The sequence below is a fragment of the Streptomyces sp. NPDC021225 genome (assembly GCF_044332865.1).
Classification (GTDB): domain Bacteria; phylum Actinomycetota; class Actinomycetes; order Streptomycetales; family Streptomycetaceae; genus Streptomyces.
Map to the genome: position 1 here is coordinate 1 of NZ_JBIRPV010000006.1, position 20,639 is coordinate 20,639.

The window sequence follows — 20,639 nt, forward strand, 5'->3', positions numbered from 1 at the left end:
GAGGGGTTGACGCGGGCGTGGCGTCGTTTTACGGGGCGTTCGCAGTTTTGTGCGTTGGGTTCGGTGAAGTCGAATATTGGTCATTTGGAGCCGGCTGCGGGTTTGGCGGGGTTGGTGAAGGTGTTGTTGGCGATGGAGCATGGGGTGGTTCCGGCGTCGTTGCATGTGCGGCGGCCGAATGATCACATTCGGTTTGAGGAGACGCCGTTTTTTGTGGTGGATCGGCCGTGGGTGTGGGCGCGTGGTGGTGGGGTGCGTCGTGCTGCGGTGAGTGCGTTCGGTATGGGTGGGGTGAATGCTCATGTGATTGTGGAGGAGCCGCCTGCTGTTCCGGTGCGGGGGGTGTTGGGGCAGGACAGTCATGTGGTGCGGGTGACGGGGGCGGACGAGGCCGCGGTACGGGCCCTCGCCACCACCTACGCCGACCGGTTCGACACCGCGCGCGACGCGTGGGAGACCGCCGACCTGTGCCACACGGCCAATGTCGGCCGCTCCCCGCTCGAGTTCCAGACGGCCGTCCACGGACACGACGCCACCGAGCTCGCGACGGCCCTGCGCGCCGTCGCCGCCGGCCGCGTGCCGATCGCCCGCGCCGACGTCCACCTGACCGCCGAACACGCCGCCAACGGCACCCTCGTGGAAGGGGAACAGCACCGTCACAGCGCCGTCGCCGACCTGGTGCGAGCGGGGTACGCCCACGTGGACTGGGCCGCGGTGTCCGCCCCGGGCGCGCGTATCACCGACCTTCCGACGTATCCCTTCGCCTCCGAGCGGCACTGGCACTGGCACAGGCAACCCGTCGCGGCATCGGCGCCACCGCGGAACAGCCCCGAGGCGCTACGAGTCGAGTGGCGGCCCCGGGAACTGCCCGCCGTTACCCCGGCGGTATCCGGCGTGGTGCGCCTGGTCACCGCGGACCTCGTGCTCAGGGACGCGCTCACGGTGGAACTCCGTGCCCGCGGAGCGCTCGTCGCGGAGCCGGGGCAGCGCGCCGACTCCGTCATCGTGGTCGACGCGTCCCCGACCGCCGAACCGCTCGGCCTGAGCACGTTCTGGTCCGAACTGGGCGGTCTCATCGCAGAGTTGCCCCCGAACGGCAGGCTGCTCCGGGCGGGCTACCACGGTGCCGCGGTACACCCCGGGGAACGTGCTGCGCTGCGGCCCGAAGCGGCTGCCATGGCCATGGCAGCAGCGGCCGCCTGCGCCGAGAGCCGCAAGCCGTGTGCGGTCGTCCACCTGGACCCCGCCGACCCCGCCGAGGACCGGGCCCGGCAGATCGCCGCCGAGTACGCCGCCCTGTATCACAGCCCCGGGGACACGGAACCCGGCACGGCCGCGGCCTACCGACGGGGCATCAGATACATCCCGGACCTGGTCAGCGCGGTTCCCGGCCCGCCCTACGAGGTGTCCGCGGACGGGTACTACCTGGTGACCGGCGGACTGGGCGCCGTGGGACGGCGCCTGGCCGAGGGGCTGATCGACCGCGGCGCACGGCGCATCGGCATCATCGGCAGGTCCGTGATCGACGCCTCCCGGTCCACCGTGTTGCGGGATCTGGCGCGCCGCGCCGAGGTGGTGTACCTGCCCTGCGATGTGTCGGACGCGTCGGCCCTCGCCGCCGTGGCCGAGGAGCTGGGATCGCGCTGGACCCGGCTGCGCGGCATCGTGCACTGCTCCGGCGGGGTCAATCCGTTCGGGGCCATGCACCGCAGAACCTGGAACGACGCCGCCAAGGTGGTAGCCCCGAAGGTGCCGGGCTCGCTCAACGCCGTACGCCTGGCGAAGGACCAGGGCGCAGACTTCGCCGTCCTGGTGTCCTCCATCGCCGGCACTCAGGCCTCGGCCGGACGCGGCCTCGTCGACTACAGCCTCGCCAACGCTTATCAACTCGCCCTGGCCGAGGGCGAGAACAACTCCGACACCGTCGTCACCGCGCACGCCTGGCCCAACTGGACGGACATCGGCATGGAGGCGGACGCGTCCTTCGCCGCCGCCCACTCCGTCGGCGCCGACGAGGCGGAGGCCGCGTTCTTCGACCATGTGCTCTCCGGCGGCGCGGTGATCTTCCCGGGACGGACGCCCGCGCCCATGCCCGAGTCGGCGGACCCGATGACGGACATCCGCACGGTCATCCTCGCGCCGGCGGCGGCCGGGCGGAACCGGGCGGCGATGCGCGCGTCGGTGCGAGATGCCTTCGTCCATGTGCTGGGCGAGGACCCGGGCGAACGCCCGCTGCGGGGGCTCGGGCTCGACTCCCTGGTCATCGCGGAACTGGCCACGGCCCTGGAACAGCGGGCCGGCCTCACCGTCGATCCGTCGCTGCTGATGCGGACGCGGACGGCCGACGACCTCGCCTCAGCGCTCGCCACGACCGTGGAGACCGCGTCGGCCGCCGCCGAGGCGGAGCCCGCCCCGCCCCGGCCGGCCCCGCCCCGGCCCGCCCCGGTCCGGCAGGCGACTGCCGACGACGAACGCGTCGCCGCGCTGAGCGCCCTGCTGCGTCCCCTGCTCACCGGCGACCGAGAGCGGTGAGTCATGACCAACGACATCGACGAAAGGACTGTGGTGAGCGAGGTGGACAGCCGCATCGCCGTCATCGGACTGTCGGTACGGCTCCCGGGCGCCGAGGACGTCGTGGACCTGACGGACCTGCTGGCGCGCCACGACGTGGAGGTCGACGACGTCCCGCCCAGCCGATGGCGCCGCGAACTGTACCTCGGTGACGGCCCTCACCAGGGTTCCCATCACCGCGGCGCCTTCCTGCCCGACGTGTTCTCCTTCGACCACGAGGCGTTCGGCCTGACCGCCGAGGACGCCGTGCACCTCGACCCGCAGCAGCGGATGATGCTCGAGGTCGGTGCGCGCGCCCTGGAGGACTCCGGGTACCTCAGGTCCCGGCGCCGGCTGAACGCGGGCGTGTTCATCGCCGCGCGCATGAACGGGTACGGCTTCGACCAGGGACGTGGCCTGGCCGACTCCTCGGACCTCGCCGGCCGGCCCGCCGCGTTGTGGGGGCGGTCGCAGAACTTCATGGCCGCCTGGCTGTCGGACCGCTTCGACCTGTCGGGGCCCAGCCTGGTCGTCGACACGGCCTGCTCCTCCTCCCTGACGGCCGTGTGGCTCGCCTGCCAGAGCCTCGCGGCCGGCGCCAGTGAACTGGCCGTGGTCGGCGCGGTCGACCTGTTGATCGATCCACTGACGTTCGTCATGCTCTCGCGCACCGGAGCCCTGTCCCCTGACGGCCTGTGCCAGACCTTCGACACCAAGGCCAACGGCTATGTGCCGGGGGAGGGGGCCGTCGCGCTCGTCCTCAAGCCGATGGCGGCGGCACTGGCCGACCACGACCTGATCCTGGGCGCGATCAACGTGGCGGCGGTCAATAACGACGGCTCCACCATGGGTGTCACCACACCGAACCTGGACGCGCAGGTGGAGCTGTTGAGCAAGGCGTACGACACGATCGACCCGGCCACCGTCCAGTACGTGGAGGCGCACGGCACCGGCACCGCCATCGGAGATCCGATCGAGGCGCGGGCCCTCACGGAGGTGTTCGGCCGCCACGGTGTTCCGCGGAACGCCGTGGCGCTCGGTTCCCTCAAGCGCCGTATCGGCCACCTCCACTCGGCGTCGGGCCTGGCAGGACTGGCGAAGGTCGTCGTCATGCTGCGCGAGGGCGTCATCCCGGCGCTGGCGGTCGACGCGCCCAACCCCCGCCTCAACCTGTCCGACAGCCCCTTCTATCTGCCCGCCACCCACCGCCCCTGGCCCGATGCGCCGTTGCGCCGGGCCGCGGTGAGTGGATTCGGGTTCGGCGGCACCAACGCGCACGTCGTCGCCGAGGCCGTGCCCCAGGCCCCGTCGAGGCGGACGCGGGCGGACACGTCGCCCGGGACGGTCCACGTCCTGCCCCTGTCGGCCGACAGCCCGTACGCGCTGCGCGAACTGGCGGCGCAGTGGCTCCAGTTCCTGCCCACGGTGGCCGGCGACCTCGACCACGTGTGCGCCACGGCACGGCTGGCCCGTCCGCACCGCCGCGAGCGCATGGCCGTCACCGGCGCCGACGCCGACGAGCTGGCCTCCGCGCTGCGGGCGTGGCTGCTCCGGGGCGACCTGCCCGGATCCGGGCAGCCCCGGGCCGAAGTGCGGGTTCGCCCGGGAGTCGTGCCGGCCGCTTGGCTGTCCGTGCTCGACCGCTCCACGCCCGCCGTGCACGAGGTCATCAGCCTCTTCGAGGCCGCGACCGGCGCCCGGCTGGCAGGCTTCTCGGGCGAGTTGCTCCGGATCAGCCAGGGAGTCGCCGTCGCGGTGGCACTGCGCGACCTGGGGCTGCCGGAGGACTCGGTGGACCTGCCCCCGGGATGGGAGGTGGTCCGGGACTTCGCCTGGGGGCGCGTCCCCCTGGAACAGGCGCTGGCCGACGTGCTCAGGCGTGACGACGACGCGGCGCCCGTACCCGAGGACGACGGGGGCGGCGACCGCGAGGTCTGCGCACGGCTGGCCCGGGCCCACGACGAGCAGGACGTGGCCGCGGTCCTCGCCGCGATCGCCGCCGAACTCTTCGCGGCGGGCCTGGACATCGACTGGTCCGCGTTCCAGGCGGGGCGCACCTGGCACAAGCGTCTGCTGCCCGTGGCCCAGCCGAGCGGTCCCGCTCTCGACCTGCGTGAGCCGCAGCGCTCGGCCGAACCCGGGACGCCCACGGAACTCGTCTCGGACGAAGGAACCGCCGGGTACACCTTCTCCCGGGTGTTCGGACCCGGTGAGGTCCCCATCGCCCAGCACGCCGTGCACCGGAAGATCATGCTTCCGGGGGTGGCCTGGTTCGACTTCCTGCGCGAGGGCGCCGCCGTGCGCGGCGAGCCCTTCCACGGAGTCGGGGACGTCCTGTTCCACCGCCCGCTGATCCCCTCCGGGGCGCGCCGAGTGGTGTGCCGGGTCGATGGGCAGGGCGGGTTCACGGTCGAGGACGCCGAGAGCGGCGAGCCCTTCGTCACCGGCCGGTATCTGACACAGCACGCACCCGAGCCCGCCGCCGTGCCGGTCGCCTCGCTGGTGGACGACTGCTGCGACGTCCACGCGGGCTCAGGCCTGTACCGATGGTTGCGGCGGGTCGGATACCACCACGGCCGCTACTACCGGAACATCTCCTGGGTGGCCGGCCTGCCCGACGGCGGCACGCTCGCCCGCGTCGAGGGCCGCCGCCAGCGGGAGCTGAACCCGTCCGGTGTCCAGCTGTTCCCGGGGCTGCTCGACAGCGTCACCATCGCCGCGATCGCCCCCGGCAACCCGGTGTTCGGCGCGGCGGACGCCTCGGCGTTCATTCCGCTCTCCGTCGGCCGGGTTGATGTCCACGGGCCCTTGGACGACGCGGCGTATGTCCGTACGGAGATCGCCTTCTGGAACGACGAGGCCTGTCGCGTCACCCAGACCGTCACCGACGTGACAGGCCGGCCGCTGCTCGTGTTCGCCGACATGTCGTCCAAGCGCGTGCCCGCGCAGGCGTTCGACGCGGACAGTGAGACATCGCCACCGGCCCACGTCCCCGCCGAGCCTCCTCCCACTGCGCCCCGGGCCGCCGCGCCGACGAATCAGCCGGCGAACCAGGCGTCGGATGCCGGGCGGGTGCTCGCGTGGTTTCTGCGACTGACGGAAACCGCCGAGGAACACGCCGACACGGAGTTCCTGTCCGCGGGGTTCGACTCGGTCGGCCTGGTGTCGCTGAGCGAGCGCATCTCCCAGGAAACAGGCATGTCTCTCTATCCGACGGTCTTCTTCGAGTACCCGACCCCCCGGCAGTTCGCCGAGTTCGTCGTGCGAGAGGCACCGGAGCTCGCCCTCGCACCGGAGGATCCGGCCGCCGAGCCGTCCCGTGCCGCCGACGAGGCGCCGGCCCCCGAGCCGGAGCCGGCGGTACCGGCTCCGGCCCTCCGCCGGACCGGCCCGGCACGCCAGGCCGCCGACCACGCGCCCCGCCCACGCGACATCGCGGTGGTGGGAGCGGCCGTCCGGCTGCCGACAGCAGATGGCCTCGCCGACTTCGCGGAACTCCTGCACGAAGGCCGGGACACCGTACGCCCACTGCCGGACGGCCGCTGGGGCCGGCCTGACCAGCCGTCGCCGTACGCCTCGTTCCTGGACCACGTGGACGAGTTCGATCCCGCGCCGTTCCGCATCTCGCCCCGGGAAGCCCCGCTGATCGACCCGCAGGCGCGGATCGTCTACGAGACGGTCTGGGAAGCCCTGGAGGACGGCGGTCGTGTCGGCGAGCGCGCCGAGGGCAGCGTCACCGGCCTGTGGATCGCCTACAGCCACGACCACTACCACGAGGAGCGGGCGCGCCATGGCATCCCCGACGGGCGCGGGCTCGGCCTGGAGGCGATGATCGCGAACCGGCTGTCCTATCTGATGGACTGGCACGGTCCCAGCACCGTCGTCAACACCCTGTGCTCCTCCTCGCTCGTGGCGGTGCACTCGGCCCTTCAGCATCTGCGCGCCGGAGACATCGACACGGCGGTGATCGGAGCCGTGCACGCCGCCATCAGCCCCGAGTACTTCCGCTCCATGGGCGATCTCATGGCACTGTCACCACGGCACCGCTGCCGCGCCTTCGACAACACCGCCGACGGGTTCGTGCCGGGCGAAGGGGCCGTCGCCGTGGTGCTGCGGCGGTACGACGACGCCGAGCGGGACGGCGACCGCGTCCGCGGCCTGGTCAAGGGCGCGGCCGTGAACCACGGAGGCCGGACCACCCGGTACTCCGCACCGAGCCCCAAGGCCCAGCGGGACGTCATCGCCGCCGCCCTGCGGGACGCGGACGTCTCCCCGGAGACCATCGAGCTGGTCGAGGCCCATGGCACCGGCACCCGGCTGGGCGACCCGATCGAGATCGACGGGCTGACGCGGGCGTGGCGCACGCACACGGGCCGTTCCCAGTACTGTGCGATCGGGTCGCTGAAGGCCAACATCGGCCATCTGGAGCCAGCTGCGGGCCTCGCGGGCCTGGTGAAGGCCCTGCTGGCCATGGAGCACGACCGGATTCCGCCGACGCTCCATGTCACGCGCCCCAACGACCACATCCGCTTCGAGGACACCCCCTTCTATCTCGCCGGGCGCGCACAGCCCTGGCCGCGCGGCGTCCGCCCGCGGCGCGCCGCGATCAGCGCCTTCGGGATGGGCGGAGTCAACGCACACGTGATCGTCGAGGAGCCACCCGCCACGTCCGGCCGGGCACCTCTCACGCAGGACAGCCACATCGTGCGGATCAGCGCCGCCGGCGAGCCCGCCCTGCGAGCCCTGGCCGGCGCCTACGCCGACCACGTGGCCGCCACGGACGAGGAACGGCTCGGGGACTTCGCCCACACCGCGAACACCGCCCGGGCGGTGCACCGTCACCGGGTCGCCGTCCACGGCGCCACCGCCGAAGAACTGGCCACCCGGCTCGCCGCCGTCGCCGCCGGAACCACCCCGGCGACCCGGCACACCGGCGGGACGACGCCCACCGCGTTCCTCTTCACCGGGCAGGGCTCCCAGTACCCCGACATGGGCAAGGGGCTGTTCGCCACCGAGCCGCACTTCCGCGGCGCGCTCCACGAGTGCGCCGAACTCGTCGCTCCGCACACCGACGTCCCGCTGCTCGAACTGCTCTACGGAGACGCCCAACACCTGCTGGACCGGACCCGGTACGCGCAGATCGGCATCGTCAGCGTGCAGGTCGCCCTCGTCCGCTGGCTGGAGGCGGCCGGCATCCGTCCCGATGTGGTCGCCGGGCACAGCCTCGGTGAACTGACCGCGGCCTGGACAGCCGGCGTGCTCACGCTGCCCGACCTGCTGCGGCTGACCGCCGTGCGCGGCCGGCTGATGCAGGCGCAGCCCGCCGTCGGGGCCATGGCCGTCGTCCACACCGACGCCGACACCCTGATGGCCGCGCTCCAGCCGTATCCCGGCATCGAGATCGCCGCCTACAACGCGCCGCGCATGCAGACCATCAGCGGGCCGGCGCAGGACATCGACCGCTTTCGGAGCGAGACCTCCGCACGTGTGCGGCCGCTGGCGGTCAGCCACGCCTTCCACTCCGCGCTGATGGACGGAGCCGTGGCCCCGTTCGCCGATGTCGTGGCCGCCACCACCCTCACCCCGCCGGTGATCCTCTTCGCCAACACCCTCACCGGTACCTGGCACACCCCCGACACCGCCACCGACCCCCGGCACTGGGCCCAGGCCATCCGCCGGGCCGTCCGGTTCGGCCAGGCCGTCACCACCCTGGGCGAGGCGCGTCCGCACACCGTGTGGGAGATCGGGCCGCACCCGCAGCTCATCCCCCTGGCCCGCGCCACGCTCGCAGAGGGGGGCGCGGGCGTTCAACCGGCGTGGATCGCCACGCTCCGGCGGGACCGTGGTGACCAGGCCCAGCTCCACGCGGCCCTGACGACCCACCACAACCACACCGGCGCGGACCTGACCTGGACCGGCCTCCACCACGGCAAACACCAGCGCACCACCACCATCCCCACCTACCGGTTCCACCGACAGCGTTTCTGGATCCCGGCCGACGCCCGGGACACCCCGGACGCCACGGCCGGCACACGTCCCGACGACAGGAAAAGGCACCAGCATCATGGCTAGCGAGTACGGACTGAAGCGACACTTCAACGGCGAGGCGGCACACCTCCTCGGTGGGATGATCCGCCCCGCGCACCCCGCTTTCGACGCCGAGGGCTACGCCGCCGAGGTGGAGCGGCGCATCCCGGACAAGGAACTGAAGGACCGCGTTCTCGTCCTGACCGAGGGCCTGCGCGCCCGGCTGCCCCAGGACTACCCCGGTGCCGTCTCGATCCTGCTGTCGATTCTCGGCGAGGAACTCGCCGAGGGCGAGGGCATGTTCAACGCCAGCTGGTATCTGATGCCGGTGGCCAGGTTCGTGGAGGAGTACGGTCTCGACCACCCCGAGCTGTCCCTCGACGCCATCGAGGAGATCACCAAGCGGCACACCGGCGAGTACGCGATCCGGCCCTACATCGAGCGCCACTACGAGCCGACCATGAAACGCGTCGCGCGGTGGGCCCACAGCCCGAGCCACAACGTGCGGCGTCTGGCGAGCGAGGGGGTCCGGCCACGCCTGCCCTGGGCCCGCACCCTGGACATCTTCGTCAAGGATCCGCAGCCGGTCCTGGAGATCCTCGAACCCCTGCGCAGCGACCCCTCCGAGTATGTGCGCAAGTCCGTCGCGAACAACCTGAACGACATCTCGAAGGACACCCCCGACGTGGCCCTCGCCACCGCGCTGCGATGGCTGGAGGAGAGCCCCACCGCCGAGACGACCTGGACCGTCAGGCACGGGCTGCGCACCTTGGTGAAGAAGGGCGACCAGCAGGCCCTGGCCCTCCTCGGCGCGACGGGCGGCGAATGGGTCCACGCGTCCCGCCTGCGCGTCACCCCCGGGTCGGTGGCCGTCGGGGACACGCTCGTCATCGACTTCGAGATCGAGAACACCGACGACCGGGCCCACAGCGTCACCGTCGACTACGTCGTCCACCACATGCGTAAGAACGGCCGCAGCATCCCCAAGGTCTTCAAGCTCACGACCCTCGAGCTCGAGGCCGGTGAACGGCGGAGCCTGCGGAAGTCCCACCCGATCAAGGAGGTGCAGACCCGGAAGTACTACCCGGGCGAACACCTCGTCGACATTCAGGTCAACGGCCTGGTGAAGGCCACCGAGCGATTCGATCTGCGGACATGAGCGGCGTCCGGTTCCACCTCGGCGCTACCGATCCGGTGGTCCGCGACCACCGGATCGGGGCCACCCCGGTCATCGCGGGCGCGACCCAGGTCGATGTCATGCTCCGCGCCTGCGAGGACCGACGGCCCGGCAGCCTGTGGACGTTGCGGCATGTCACCTTCCGCAGACCGCTGCGGGTGGCAGGGCCGGACATCGAGCTGGTGGGCGTCATGACCGAGGACGGCCACTGCTCGGTCCGCTCGCCGGACGCCGACGGGCCGGTCGAGTACAGCACGGCCCACTGCCACGGCGTTCCCCTGCCGCCGCCCCGCTACCTCGACGTCGCCGGGCTGCGCGCGGGCTGTACCGAGAGTGTCCCGCTGGCGGAGGTGGCCGGGTGGCGGCGCGCCAGCGGCATCACCTACGGGCCGGCCTTCCAGGCGATCCGGTCCGTGTCCCGCGGGCCGGGCCGGATGCTGGCGGTCCTGCGCGCCTCCGACGACCTGCGCTGGGCGGGCTTCTTACCGCCCCCGCTGCTCGACGGCGTCCTCCAGCTCCTCGGCATGCTCGACGCCGGAGCGGCCGGGATGCGCCTGCCCTGGTACATCGGCCGGGTCGTGGCCCGCCGCCCGATCACGGGAACGGTCCTGGCCCTGGTCGAGCGGGAGACGACGCCGCCGGGCGGCGCCGGTGGTGCCGTACGCGGCCGGGCCACCGTGTGCAGCCAACAGGGGGAGATACTGCTCGAACTCGAACGCATCACCCTCAAGGCCCCGGTGTCCGAGGCGCGGGAGCGGCCTCAGGCGCCGCCCCCCGGAGCGGTGTTACGGCCCCCCGGCCCGATGGAGACGGTCACCTGGCGGAAGGCCGAGCCGACCGCCGCACCGCCGTCCTCCGACGGTGTCACGCTGCTCGTCTCCGCGCACGACCTGCCGGCACCGCAGGACCGGCCCGTCGTACGGCTGGCCCTCGGCGAGCTGACCGCGGAGCGTCTCGACGCCACGCTCGCCGACGGCCCCGTGTGTGAGGTGGTGTACGTCGCGCCCGAGGACATCACGACCGAGGCACAGGCGACCGGGGCACTCCAGGGCGCCTTCACCCTCGTACGCCGACTCGCGGCGCGTCCCCCGATGCCGGACCTGCTGATCGTCACCACGGCGGCCCACTCGGTCACGGGGGAGGAGTCCGTCGCCCCCTTCATGACCGCGCTGTGGGGCCTGGGCCGCACGCTGCGCGTGGAGCATCCCCGCACCACCGTGCGCCTGGTCGACCTGGAACCCGGCTCCACCCGGGGCGGCCGGGCCGCGCCGCTGCCCGACGCTCTGGGACACGCGGAGCCGGAACTCGTCCGGCGCGGCGGATCCTGGTACACGCCCTCGCTCGAACCGGCCCAGCCTGCCACCGGCCGGCCGGCCCGGTTCCGCGGCGGCCGCTTCCTCATCACCGGCGGCATGGGCGCCATCGGCCTGCGGGTGGCGGAGTTCCTGGCCGCGGAGGGCTGCGCGCATCTGACCCTGGTGGGCAGGACCGTGCCGGACCGTGAAGAAGCCAGGCGGCGCATCCACCGGCTCTCCACGCTCTGCGAGTTGGATGTCGTGGCCGCGGACGTACGCTCCCTGCCCGCTGTGCTCGACGGCGCCGCGCGCTACGACGGGATCTTCCACACCGCGGGAGTGCTGCGCGACGGCCTGGCCCGCAGCCTGACACCGGACCAGGTGGCGGAGGTCCTCGGCCCGAAGATCGGTGGGGTGCACGCCATCGCCGATCTGGTGGCCGCGCACGACCGGCCGGACTTCGTCGTCCTGTTCTCGTCGATATCGGCCGTACGCGCCAACCTGGGCCAGAGCTCCTACGCCGCCGCCAACGCCTACCTGGACGGCTACGCAGCCCGCAAACGCGCCGACGGCGAGCCCTGGTACAGCCTCGCCTGGGGCCTGTGGACCGTCGGCATGGGCGAGGACATCGCCGTGCGGGCCGCCGAGCACGGCATCCCGGCCCTCACCGCGGACGACGGCGTCGCCCTGCTGCACGCGGCCCTCAGCCGTCCCCCCACGAACCACGTCCTGTCCGCCGCCGCGCAAGCGAAGGGTGAACCCATGACCACCGTCACACCGGAAAGCGGGCTGTGGCCGCCGCTCGCCACCGCTGTGCAGAAGATTCTTCACGTCGACGACGTCACACCCGAGGACGACCTGCTGGAGTTGGGCCTCGATTCGATGATGGCGGTCGAGCTGGCCGCGGCCCTGTCCGGCGACGGACTCGACGTCGACCCCATGGTGTTCTTCGAGCACAGCGGCATCCGCCCCCTGCTCGGCCATCTCGACTCGGCGGTGGCGGGGGGCGGTGCGGTCGGCGAACCCGCGGACGGCGCATCAGCCCGGACGCCCGAACCGGCGGCCTCCCCGGCACCGGCTCCGCGGGAGGACCCCGCGGCACCCGCTCCCGCGGGTACCGTCGCCGACTCCTTCGTCCCCGACTGGGACCGCTACCGTCCGGCGGCGCCCCCACGGCCCGCGGAAAGCCCGGCCCCGAGCCCCGCACCCACCTCCACGGTTCCCGTGACACCCCGCACCGCGGGGCGCATACCCCGTCGCACCCTGCCCGGCCGGCTGTCCCCCCGGAGCGACGGCACCTTCCTCGACCGGCGCATCGACGCGCTCTCGGCGGAGGACCGTCTCGTGGTCGCCCGGGACGAGTATTTCTACGAGCCCGTCATCGAGCGGGCCGAGGGCGCCCGGATCAGGTTCGACGGCCGCTGGTTCCTCAACTTCGCTTCGTACAGCTACCTGGGACTCATCGGGCACGACTACATCGACCAGCAGGTCCTGGACGCGGTGGAGCGGCACGGGACCGGCGCCCACGGCGTGCGGCTCCTGGCCGGCACCCTGCATCTGCACCGCGAACTGGAGCTGACGCTCGCCAGGTTCCTCGGGACCGAGGACGCCATCGTCTTCTCCAGCGGCTACATGGCCAACGTGGCGACGGTGGGCGCGCTGGTCGGCCCGGGCGACGTGATCATCGGCGATGTGTACAACCACGCCAGCATCCTCGACGGATACCGGCTCTCGGGGGCCGAGGTCATCACGTACGCGCACAACGACCTGGCCGACCTGGAGCGAGCCCTGAAGAAGGCGGGTGACGCGGGCCGGCTGGTGGTGACCGACGCCGTCTTCAGCATGGACGGCGACGTGGCCGACCTGCCGGGCATCGTGGAGCTGTGCGAGCGCTACGGCGCCCCGCTGATGGTCGACGAGGCGCACAGCCTCGGCGTGCTCGGTGACACCGGGCGCGGCATCACCGAACACGCCGGCCTCGACCCGGAGCGCGTCGACGTGAAGATGGGCACGCTGTCCAAGACCGTTCCCAGCGCGGGCGGTTACGTCGCCGGATCGCGCGACCTCGTCTTCGCGCTGAAGAACAACGCGCGCGGCTGGATGTTCTCGGCCGCCGCGACTCCGGCCCAGGTGGCGGCGGCCAAGGCGGCGATCGAGGTGATGGCGGCCGCCCCCGAACTCACCCGCGAGCTGCGGGCCAGAACCACCCGGTACCGCGAGCAGCTGCGCGCCCTTGGCTTCGACACGCTCGCCAGTGAGACGCCGGTGGTGCCGGTCGTCTGCCGCAGCGCCGAGCAGGCGATCGCCATGGCCCGGCTCTGCCAGCTCGACGGGCTGTTCGTGCAGCCCATCGTCTATCCGGCGGTGCCCCGGACACTGCCGCGCCTGCGGACGATCGTCAACCTCAGCCACTCGGAAGCCGATCTGGACACGGCGGTGGCCACGCTGGAGAAGGCGGGCCGGTCCTGCGGCCTCATCTCCTGACCGGCGACCAGGCCTCTTCAGTGGCAGTACGACAGCACCTGCTCTCGACGAACCACATGACTCTCAGGGGGTTTTGGACATGACCGACATCGACGCCGCGGCGTTCTTCTCCGCCGTACTGAAGACCATCGCCTCGACCCGCAACCACGGCACCGACCCGGGCGAACACGCCAAGGGTGTGGTGGAGCCGGCCACGCGCATCCGTGCCGTCGAGGAGGAAGTGGGCGAGCGACGGCTCACCTCCGACGAGGCCGAAGAGGTGCTGGAACTGCTCGGGACCACCTTCCGGGCCAAGCGCACCCCGGACGAGGAGCGGGAGTACTACCTGCGGTACATCGAGCAGGTTTCCGGGATCAGCCGGGCCTCGCTGGGTGTGTCCGCACCGTGAGCACTCCCGACCCCGCGTGGTACAGCCATGAGCTCTGCTTCTGGCACGACCCCGGGCCCGGTTCGGGATACGTACCGGTCGGGCCCGGGATCGAGCCGCTGAGGCAGTTCGCCGTGGACCCGGACCTCAGACGGGCCGAGGGTCTGGTCAGGGCGTCCGGTGTCATGGACCGGTTCACCGCCGTGACACCGACGCCCGCCTCGGACGAGGACCTGCGGCTCGTACACACACCGGAGCACATCGAACGCGTCGAGGCGGCATCGGCGATCGGCGCGGGAGACGCGGGCGTGTACGCCCAGGTGAACTACCACAGCGCCCAGGCCGCGAGGCTCGCCGCCGGGGCCTGTGCGCAGGCCACCACGGATGTCCTGGACGGGCGGTTCCACCGGGCCTACTGCCTGGTGCGGCCGCCCGGACACCACGCCGAACCCGACCGGGCGATGGCACTGTGCCTCTACAACAACGTGGCCATCGCCGCCCGGGCCGCGCAGCGCCACGGGGTGCGCCGGGTGCTGATCCTCGACTGGGACGTGCACCACGGCAACGGCATCCAGCGGGTCTTCTACGAGGATCCCGACGTGCTGTACATCTCCATCCACCAGGACGGGCTGTTCCCGGCGGCGTCCGGCCTCGTCATGGAGACCGGTGCCGGTGCGGGCGCGGGCAGCACACTCAATGTGCCGCTGCCCGCGGGCAGCGGACACGAGGCGTACCTCGCGGTCGTCAGCCGCGTCGTGGAACCCGCGGCCCGGGCGTTCGGGCCCGGGTTGATCCTGGTGGCGGCGGGCGTCGACGCGGGCGGTCACGATCCGATGGGCCGGATGATGTGCACCAGCCGCACGCTCCACGCCATGACCTCGATGATGTGCCGTCTCGCCGGCGAACTGACGGGGGGAAGGATCGTCTTCGCCCACGAGGGCGGCTACTCGGCCTGGTACCAGCCGACGCTGGTGCTGAGCACGGCGAGCGCGATCGCCGGTCTCCCCGCCCCGTACGACCCGTTCCTGCACTCGCTGGAACACCTTCCGGGGCAGCGTCTGCAACGGCACCAGAACCGGGTGATCGAACATCTCGAAGCCCACCATCCGCTGCTGACCGAGCAGTCGGCCCCCGTCCGGCCCGGGGCCCGGAGCGGCCGATGAGCCACTGGTGGATGAGACCGCGGGCCGGTGCGCCCGGAACCGGGCCGCCTCCCCGCCGCCGCGTGGTCGCCCTCCCGCACGCCGGGGGCTGGCCGTCCGCCTTCCGCTCCTGGTGGCAGGTGCTCCCCGCGGATGTCGAACTCCTGGTGGCATCGCTGCCGGGACGCGGCGCGCGCATCGGCGAGCCGCCCCTGACCCGCGTCGAGCCGCTGGTCGAGGCCCTCAGCCGTGATCTCGCGGACCTGGAACCGCTGCCGTACGCGGTCATCGGGCACAGCTTCGGCAGCGTCCTGGGCTATGAACTCACCCGGGCCATGGAACAGAAGGGCCTTGCGCCCACCCTGCTCGCCGTGTCGGCCCGCCAGCCCCCGTGCTTCCCCAGCGAGCCGCCGTTCGCACACCTCAGGAGCGACCCGGAACTGCTGGAGCATCTGCGGGACATCGGCGGCATGGTGCCCGGGTTCATGGCCCGGGCGGACCTCGTCCAGCCGACCCTGCGCGCCGTCCGGGCCGACCTCGAGGCGATGGAACGGTACGAGCGGCCGCTGTCGGGGACCAGCGTGCCCGTCCTGGCCCTCGGCGCGGTGGACGACCCGGTCGTCATCGCCGAGCGGCTGCACCTGTGGTCGCTCGAAACGACCGGCGGATTCCGCCGGTTGATGTTCACGGGCGGCCACTTCTATCTGTACGCACACGCCAACGCGGCGGTCATCGCTCGCCATCTGGTGGCCGAGGACCGCGGCTTACTTGGAAGGAAAGACCTTGAGCAGCATCGCTGACTCTCCCCGCCAGGCCGGCCCACGCGAGTGGCTGGGCCTGGCCGTGCTGGCGCTTCCCACGCTTCTGCTCTCCATCGATGTGAGTGTGTTGCACCTGGCGGTGCCGCACATCAGCGAGGCGCTGGACCCGTCTGCCACCCAGATGCTGTGGATCATCGATGTCTACGGCTTCCTGATCGCGGGCTTCCTGGTCACGATGGGCACGCTCGGCGACCGCATCGGCCGCCGGAAGCTGCTGCTGATCGGCGCCGCGGCCTTCGGAGTCGCCTCGGTTGTCGCCTCGTACGCGACCGACCCGGCCATGCTGATAGCGGCGCGGGCGGCGCTCGGCATCGCCGGCGCCACGCTGATGCCGTCCACGCTCGCCCTGATCAGCAACATGTTTCCCGACCCCAGGCAGCGGGGGATGGCCATCGCCATCTGGGTCACCATGTTCTCCGTAGGTGTCGCGCTCGGCCCGGTGGTCGGCGGCGCCATGCTGGAGTACTTCTGGTGGGGGTCGGTCTTTCTGCTCGGCGTGCCCATCATGGCGCTGCTGCTGGTGGCCGGCCCCCTGCTGCTCCCGGAGTACCGCGACGAGGACGCCGGCCGCCTCGACCTGGCCAGCGTGGCACTGTCCCTGGCGGCCATCCTGCCGGTGATCTACGGGCTCAAGGAGATCGCCAAGGACGGAGTGTCCGCGGTACCGGGGCTGGCACTCGTCGTGGGTCTGGTCGTCGCGGTCGTCTTCGTCCGCCGGCAGCGCACACTGGACAGTCCGCTGCTGGACTTCCGCCTCTTCGCCAACCCCACCTTCCGCACCGCACTCGTGACACTTCTGCTCAGCATGCTGGTGGCGGGCGGTACGTATCTGTTCGTGACGCAGTACCTGCAACTCGTCGGCGGACTGTCGCCCATGAAGGCCGGCCTGTACCTGTTGCCGGCGGCCTTCGCGCTGATCGTGACGTCCGTGCTGTCCCCGGTCGCCGCGAGCAGGTTCCGGCCCGCGTACGTCGTCGCCGCCGGCCTGGTCGTGTCGGCCGTCGGCCATGGGATGCTGGCGCTCGCCGACAGCTCGTCGGGGGTCGCGCAGGTGGTGACCGGCTTCGCCTTCGCCTACGCGGGCGGTGGCCCGCTGGTGGCCCTGGGCACCGACATCGTGGTCGGATCGGCCCCGCCCGAGCAGGCGGGGTCCGCTTCGGCCCTCTCGGAGACCAGCACCGAGCTGGGCATGGCGCTCGGCGTGGCCACGCTCGGCAGCGTGGGCACCGCCGTGTACCGCGGCGAGGTGGACGTTCCCGCACGGGTTCCGGACGGCGCGGGCGACACTCTCGCGGGAGCACTCGAGGCGGCGAAGAACCTGCCCGCGGACCTGTCCGCGGCATTCGTCGACTCCGGACGGGCCGCCTTCACCGAGGGCATGAACGTCATCGGCGGCATCGGGGCGCTGCTCGCGCTCGGCAGCGCCGTCCTGGTGGCCGTGGTGATCAAGAGCCCTCCCACCGGTGTCGGCGAGGAGTCCGCCGCCGGTGCCGAGCCGGTCGCCGAAACCGCCGAACGGGCCTCTTGACCAACTCTGTTGACGTTCCAGGTGGCCCGGATGGGTACGGGCCGCCTGGACGTCCTGTGTTGACATACCGACGGTATGTCACTAACTTTTACATGCTGCCGGTACGCGAAATGGGGAGTGGCATGTCGGCCTCGGCCGCCGGGTTGCCACCCCGTGAACTCACCCTGGTCGAACCAATCCCGCCCGGCCGTGGTCGGACGCACAGAAACCACTGGTGCGCGCGGTTCGAACCACCCCCGAAGCAGATGTCGGACAGGAGAAGACTGGAGCGTGTCCCCATGTGTCCGGATCCACGTCATCGCACCGCCGACCGATCAGTGCTCGCACGGGACGCGATTCTCGCGGTTGAGAGAGAGACGTGCCATGCCCGGAAGAATTGACCCCGAGACCGCGGCCGCGGTGATGCGCGCGGCGGGCCTTGAACCACTGGCGCCCTACCCGGGGGCGAATGTGGCCTGGGATTGCCGCTGCACCAAGGGAGCACACCGCGTCGCACCCACTTTCACCTCGGTGCGCACCGGTTTGAATTCGGGCTGCCGTTACTGCGGATGGACCGCCGCCGGTGAACGGCGACGCGCCGCCGGCCGGGAGAGGGCGGAGGTGGACATGCGGGCGGCGGGCTTCGAACCGCTTGAGCCCTATCCGGGCGCCCGAGTGAAGTGGCGCTGCCGCCATACGGCCTGTGGCCACATTGTCTACCCCCGACTGTTCAAGATCCGAGCCGGTGGCGGCGGATGCCTCGCCTGCGCCGGCCGGGCGCCGGTGGATCCGGTGGCCGCCGAGGCGCAGATGCGCGCGATCGGCATGGAACCTCTCGAACCTTTTCCCGGGCGGGTGCGCGACCAGTGGAAGTGCCGCTGCACGAGGTGCGGTCACATCGGCGCGCCGACACTGAACAACATCCGGCGCGGTCAGGGCGGCTGCTTCGTCTGCGCCCACAGCACCCCGGAGCGCACGGCGCGCGCCCCATCGCCCTCGTCTCACCGCGCGCGCAGCGCCTCCAGCAGCTGAGCCAGCGCTTTCGCGGTGTCCGCCAGGTCGCGGGGGTTCCCCGAAGTCGCCAGCCACAGAGCCGCTTCGTTCATCGCACCGGACAGCAGATGCATGAGCGGCTCGACCGGCTGTGCGGCGATCGTGCCCTCCTCGATCAGGTCGACGAGCACCTCGGTCAGGTGCCCACCCGAGGTGGCCTCGTTCATCGCCCGCCACTCGCTCCAGCCGAGAACCGCCGGCCCGTCGATGAGCAGGATGCGCTGGACCGCCGGATCGGTGGAGGCGTTGAGGAACGCCTGACAGCCGACGATGAGCCGGTCCCAGGGGTCCTCCCGCACATCTGCCGTGACGGCGATGTGCTCGCCCACCTCCTGCTGCACCTGCTCCAGCACGGCACGGAACAGGTCGGACTTGCTGGCGAAGTGGTGATACAGCGCGCCCTTGGTCACGCCCGCCGCGCCGACGATCTGCGACAGGACCACGGCGCCGTATCCGAGCTCCGAGAACAGCCGCCTGCTCTCGAGCAGCAGGGTCTGTCGTGTCTGCTCCCGCTGTTGTGCCCGGACTCCTTGCGACATCTCGCTGCCCCGTCCTCGACGTACTGAAGGTGTGCCAACGCGTGTGCCGCTCGAAAAGTCACCGCCGCACGTCATGTTGCTTATCTGTACGCCCTGATGATGCCACTGAGGATTCAGATGTATAGGACTTTGCCCGGGCTGAAGTGGCGCGTCGAAGTGCGCTCCGGTCGACTACCGGGAGCGACGTGTGAGGGAATGCGGCATCAACCGCCTCAAAAGGAACCGAGCCCGCGCAGGGCCCGTCGGGTCGGGAGGGGGTTGCCGGGCTCGCGGGGCGGTGGGTCCGGCGAGAAAGGAGCGGGCTGTCCGGCATCGCCGCACAGCCCGCTGTGGTCAGCCCGCGAGGGCGGTCAGCAAGGGCAGGTATCCGTCACGGTGCCCGGCCTGATTGGGGTGGTAGGACTCGTTGATCTTGCTCCACTCCAGACTTGTCACCCAGGTCTCGCCGCGCGAGCAGATGGTGTGCGGGTCGAACGCGGCACGCGGGTCGAGAAAGGTGAACCCGGCCTTCGTGGCCTGCTCCGCCAGGACCGAGTCGAGCGTGTCGGCGGCCGAGTTGAGCGCCGTGCGTTCGGTGTCGCTCAGCCCGAGGATCCCGCAGCTGCCGCCGATCGTGTACAGCCGCGGATAGCCCACCACCACGACCTTGGCGTTGGGTGCCTTCGCCCGCACCGACGCGTAGGTGCTCGCCAGCGCGCTCGGCAGATTGCTGGTCGCGGCGGCCTTCGCGGCCTCCACTCCGGCGACGCAGTCCTTGTCGTCGATGGTGAGGATGCAGTTCTTCAGCACCTCGACGAAGCCGACGTCATTGCCGCCCACCTGCACCGTCACCAGCGTGGCGTCCGCGGTGAGCTGCGGCACCTGCCGGCTTGTCAGCTCCGCCGTGGTGGCCCCGGAGCACGATGCCTCCACGAAGGCGTACGAGGGGTGCTGCTGTGCCCACAGCCGGGGGTACGTCAACGGGCCGCGGCGGCACGGGTCGTCGGGGTTGTCGTAGACGCGTGTGCCGGGCCCGACGGCGTATGAGTCGCCGAGTGCCACGTACGTGCCGGCCGACGCCGTCGTCGGCTCGGCGTCGGCGGCGTACGCACCTGATGTGGCCGTGGCCGCCAGGCAGAGGGTGGCCAGCGTGAGAGAGAGGGACGCGAGGCGTTTGCGATTTCTTAAAGAGCGCATTCTTCACTCCTGGAGTGTGGGTGCGGTCTTAGTGGCGGAACTGTCGGCCGAAGCGCCGGCCCTGAAGTTCCGTGATCAGATCACCCGCGGCGAAATCCCGGGTGTCGACTCGGCGGACCGTAATAAGGATCGCGCAGTCCTGTCAACCGCTTCTCGGCGCCTATTTCGTCCTTCGGGCGCGAGCCTGCCAGCCGACCAGGGAAATGTATATGGAGTCCAGCAGCATAACGGGAATCTCAACAGTGTTGTCCGGGGACATGCGGGGGAGGGGTGGAACGAACTGATCGCGGCATTGCTCCGTCGACACCAAGCTGTAACCGAATAAGCCGGGCGCGGTGGCTGTACTTCGTAGTAATGTCCCTGCCGCTACCCGCTCTCGGACGCCTTACCCCCCACCCTTTCCGAGGCGCTTGACTCATGGCAGCTCATCTTGCCCTTTTCCCCGTGCACGCCCTCGCGTATCTCGGATAACGGGCCACTTGCGTCGTTCTTGAGCTTTGC

At 71.4% G+C, this 20,639-nt stretch carries 10 protein-coding genes; 8 read left to right on the forward strand and 2 right to left on the reverse strand.

Annotated elements, in window-relative coordinates:
- Positions 1–63 precede the first annotated feature (63 nt).
- The 8 genes from ACH4S9_RS26020 (at position 64) to ACH4S9_RS26055 (ending at position 17,391) form a co-directional block, all read left to right on the forward strand.
- Positions 64–2,532, forward strand: a complete 2,469-nt coding sequence (locus ACH4S9_RS26020) for an SDR family NAD(P)-dependent oxidoreductase (protein WP_398374028.1) — start codon at positions 64–66, stop codon at positions 2,530–2,532.
- A 3-nt stretch (positions 2,533–2,535) separates the two neighbouring features.
- Positions 2,536–8,622, forward strand: a complete 6,087-nt coding sequence (locus ACH4S9_RS26025) for a beta-ketoacyl synthase N-terminal-like domain-containing protein (protein ID WP_398374029.1) — start codon at positions 2,536–2,538, stop codon at positions 8,620–8,622.
- The gene (locus tag ACH4S9_RS26030) at positions 8,615–9,736 is read left to right on the forward strand and encodes a DNA alkylation repair protein (RefSeq protein WP_311721819.1); all 1,122 of its coding nucleotides are present in this window, start codon (positions 8,615–8,617) and stop codon (positions 9,734–9,736) included. The genes ACH4S9_RS26025 and ACH4S9_RS26030 overlap by 8 nt, the downstream gene beginning before the upstream one ends.
- Complete coding sequence (locus ACH4S9_RS26035; protein ID WP_398374030.1) at positions 9,733–13,533, forward strand: aminotransferase class I/II-fold pyridoxal phosphate-dependent enzyme; 3,801 nt, start codon at positions 9,733–9,735, stop codon at positions 13,531–13,533. Before ACH4S9_RS26030 ends, ACH4S9_RS26035 begins: the two co-directional genes overlap by 4 nt.
- A gap of 79 nt (positions 13,534–13,612) precedes the next feature.
- Positions 13,613–13,921 (forward strand): hypothetical protein, encoded by a 309-nt coding sequence (locus ACH4S9_RS26040; protein ID WP_311721821.1) that lies wholly within the window; start codon positions 13,613–13,615, stop codon positions 13,919–13,921.
- Entirely contained in the window at positions 13,918–15,063 is a 1,146-nt protein-coding gene (locus ACH4S9_RS26045) for a class II histone deacetylase (RefSeq protein ID WP_398374031.1), read from the forward strand. Before ACH4S9_RS26040 ends, ACH4S9_RS26045 begins: the two co-directional genes overlap by 4 nt.
- Before the next feature lie 11 nt (positions 15,064–15,074).
- A complete protein-coding gene (locus ACH4S9_RS26050; protein WP_311721823.1) occupies positions 15,075–15,842 on the forward strand; it encodes a thioesterase domain-containing protein in 768 nt (255 codons plus the stop codon).
- Positions 15,811–17,391: an MFS transporter gene (locus ACH4S9_RS26055; RefSeq protein ID WP_394816678.1), complete on the forward strand. Its 1,581-nt coding sequence runs from the start codon at positions 15,811–15,813 to the stop codon at positions 17,389–17,391. The genes ACH4S9_RS26050 and ACH4S9_RS26055 overlap by 32 nt, the downstream gene beginning before the upstream one ends.
- A 980-nt stretch (positions 17,392–18,371) precedes the next feature.
- Here the strand turns inward: ACH4S9_RS26055 and ACH4S9_RS26060 are convergent.
- Together ACH4S9_RS26060 and ACH4S9_RS26065 are read right to left on the reverse strand one after the other, a co-directional pair.
- Complete coding sequence (locus ACH4S9_RS26060) at positions 18,372–18,962, reverse strand: TetR/AcrR family transcriptional regulator (RefSeq protein WP_311721826.1); 591 nt, start codon at positions 18,960–18,962, stop codon at positions 18,372–18,374.
- Between the two features lie 333 nt (positions 18,963–19,295).
- Positions 19,296–20,138: an SGNH/GDSL hydrolase family protein gene (locus tag ACH4S9_RS26065; protein ID WP_398374032.1), complete on the reverse strand. Its 843-nt coding sequence runs from the start codon at positions 20,136–20,138 to the stop codon at positions 19,296–19,298.
- Positions 20,139–20,639 lie beyond the last annotated feature (501 nt).

Bases quoted from the DNA above. Each gene is read 5' to 3' on its own strand.
- ACH4S9_RS26060 (WP_311721826.1), bottom strand. From the start codon at position 18,962: ATGTCGCAAGGAGTCCGGGCACAACAGCGGGAGCAGACACGACAGACC.
- ACH4S9_RS26035 (WP_398374030.1), top strand. From the start codon at position 9,733: ATGAGCGGCGTCCGGTTCCACCTCGGCGCTACCGATCCGGTGGTCCGC.
- ACH4S9_RS26050 (WP_311721823.1), top strand. From the start codon at position 15,075: ATGAGACCGCGGGCCGGTGCGCCCGGAACCGGGCCGCCTCCCCGCCGC.
- ACH4S9_RS26040 (WP_311721821.1), top strand. From the start codon at position 13,613: ATGACCGACATCGACGCCGCGGCGTTCTTCTCCGCCGTACTGAAGACC.
- ACH4S9_RS26025 (WP_398374029.1), top strand. From the start codon at position 2,536: ATGACCAACGACATCGACGAAAGGACTGTGGTGAGCGAGGTGGACAGC.
- ACH4S9_RS26065 (WP_398374032.1), bottom strand. From the start codon at position 20,138: ATGCGCTCTTTAAGAAATCGCAAACGCCTCGCGTCCCTCTCTCTCACG.
- ACH4S9_RS26030 (WP_311721819.1), top strand. From the start codon at position 8,615: ATGGCTAGCGAGTACGGACTGAAGCGACACTTCAACGGCGAGGCGGCA.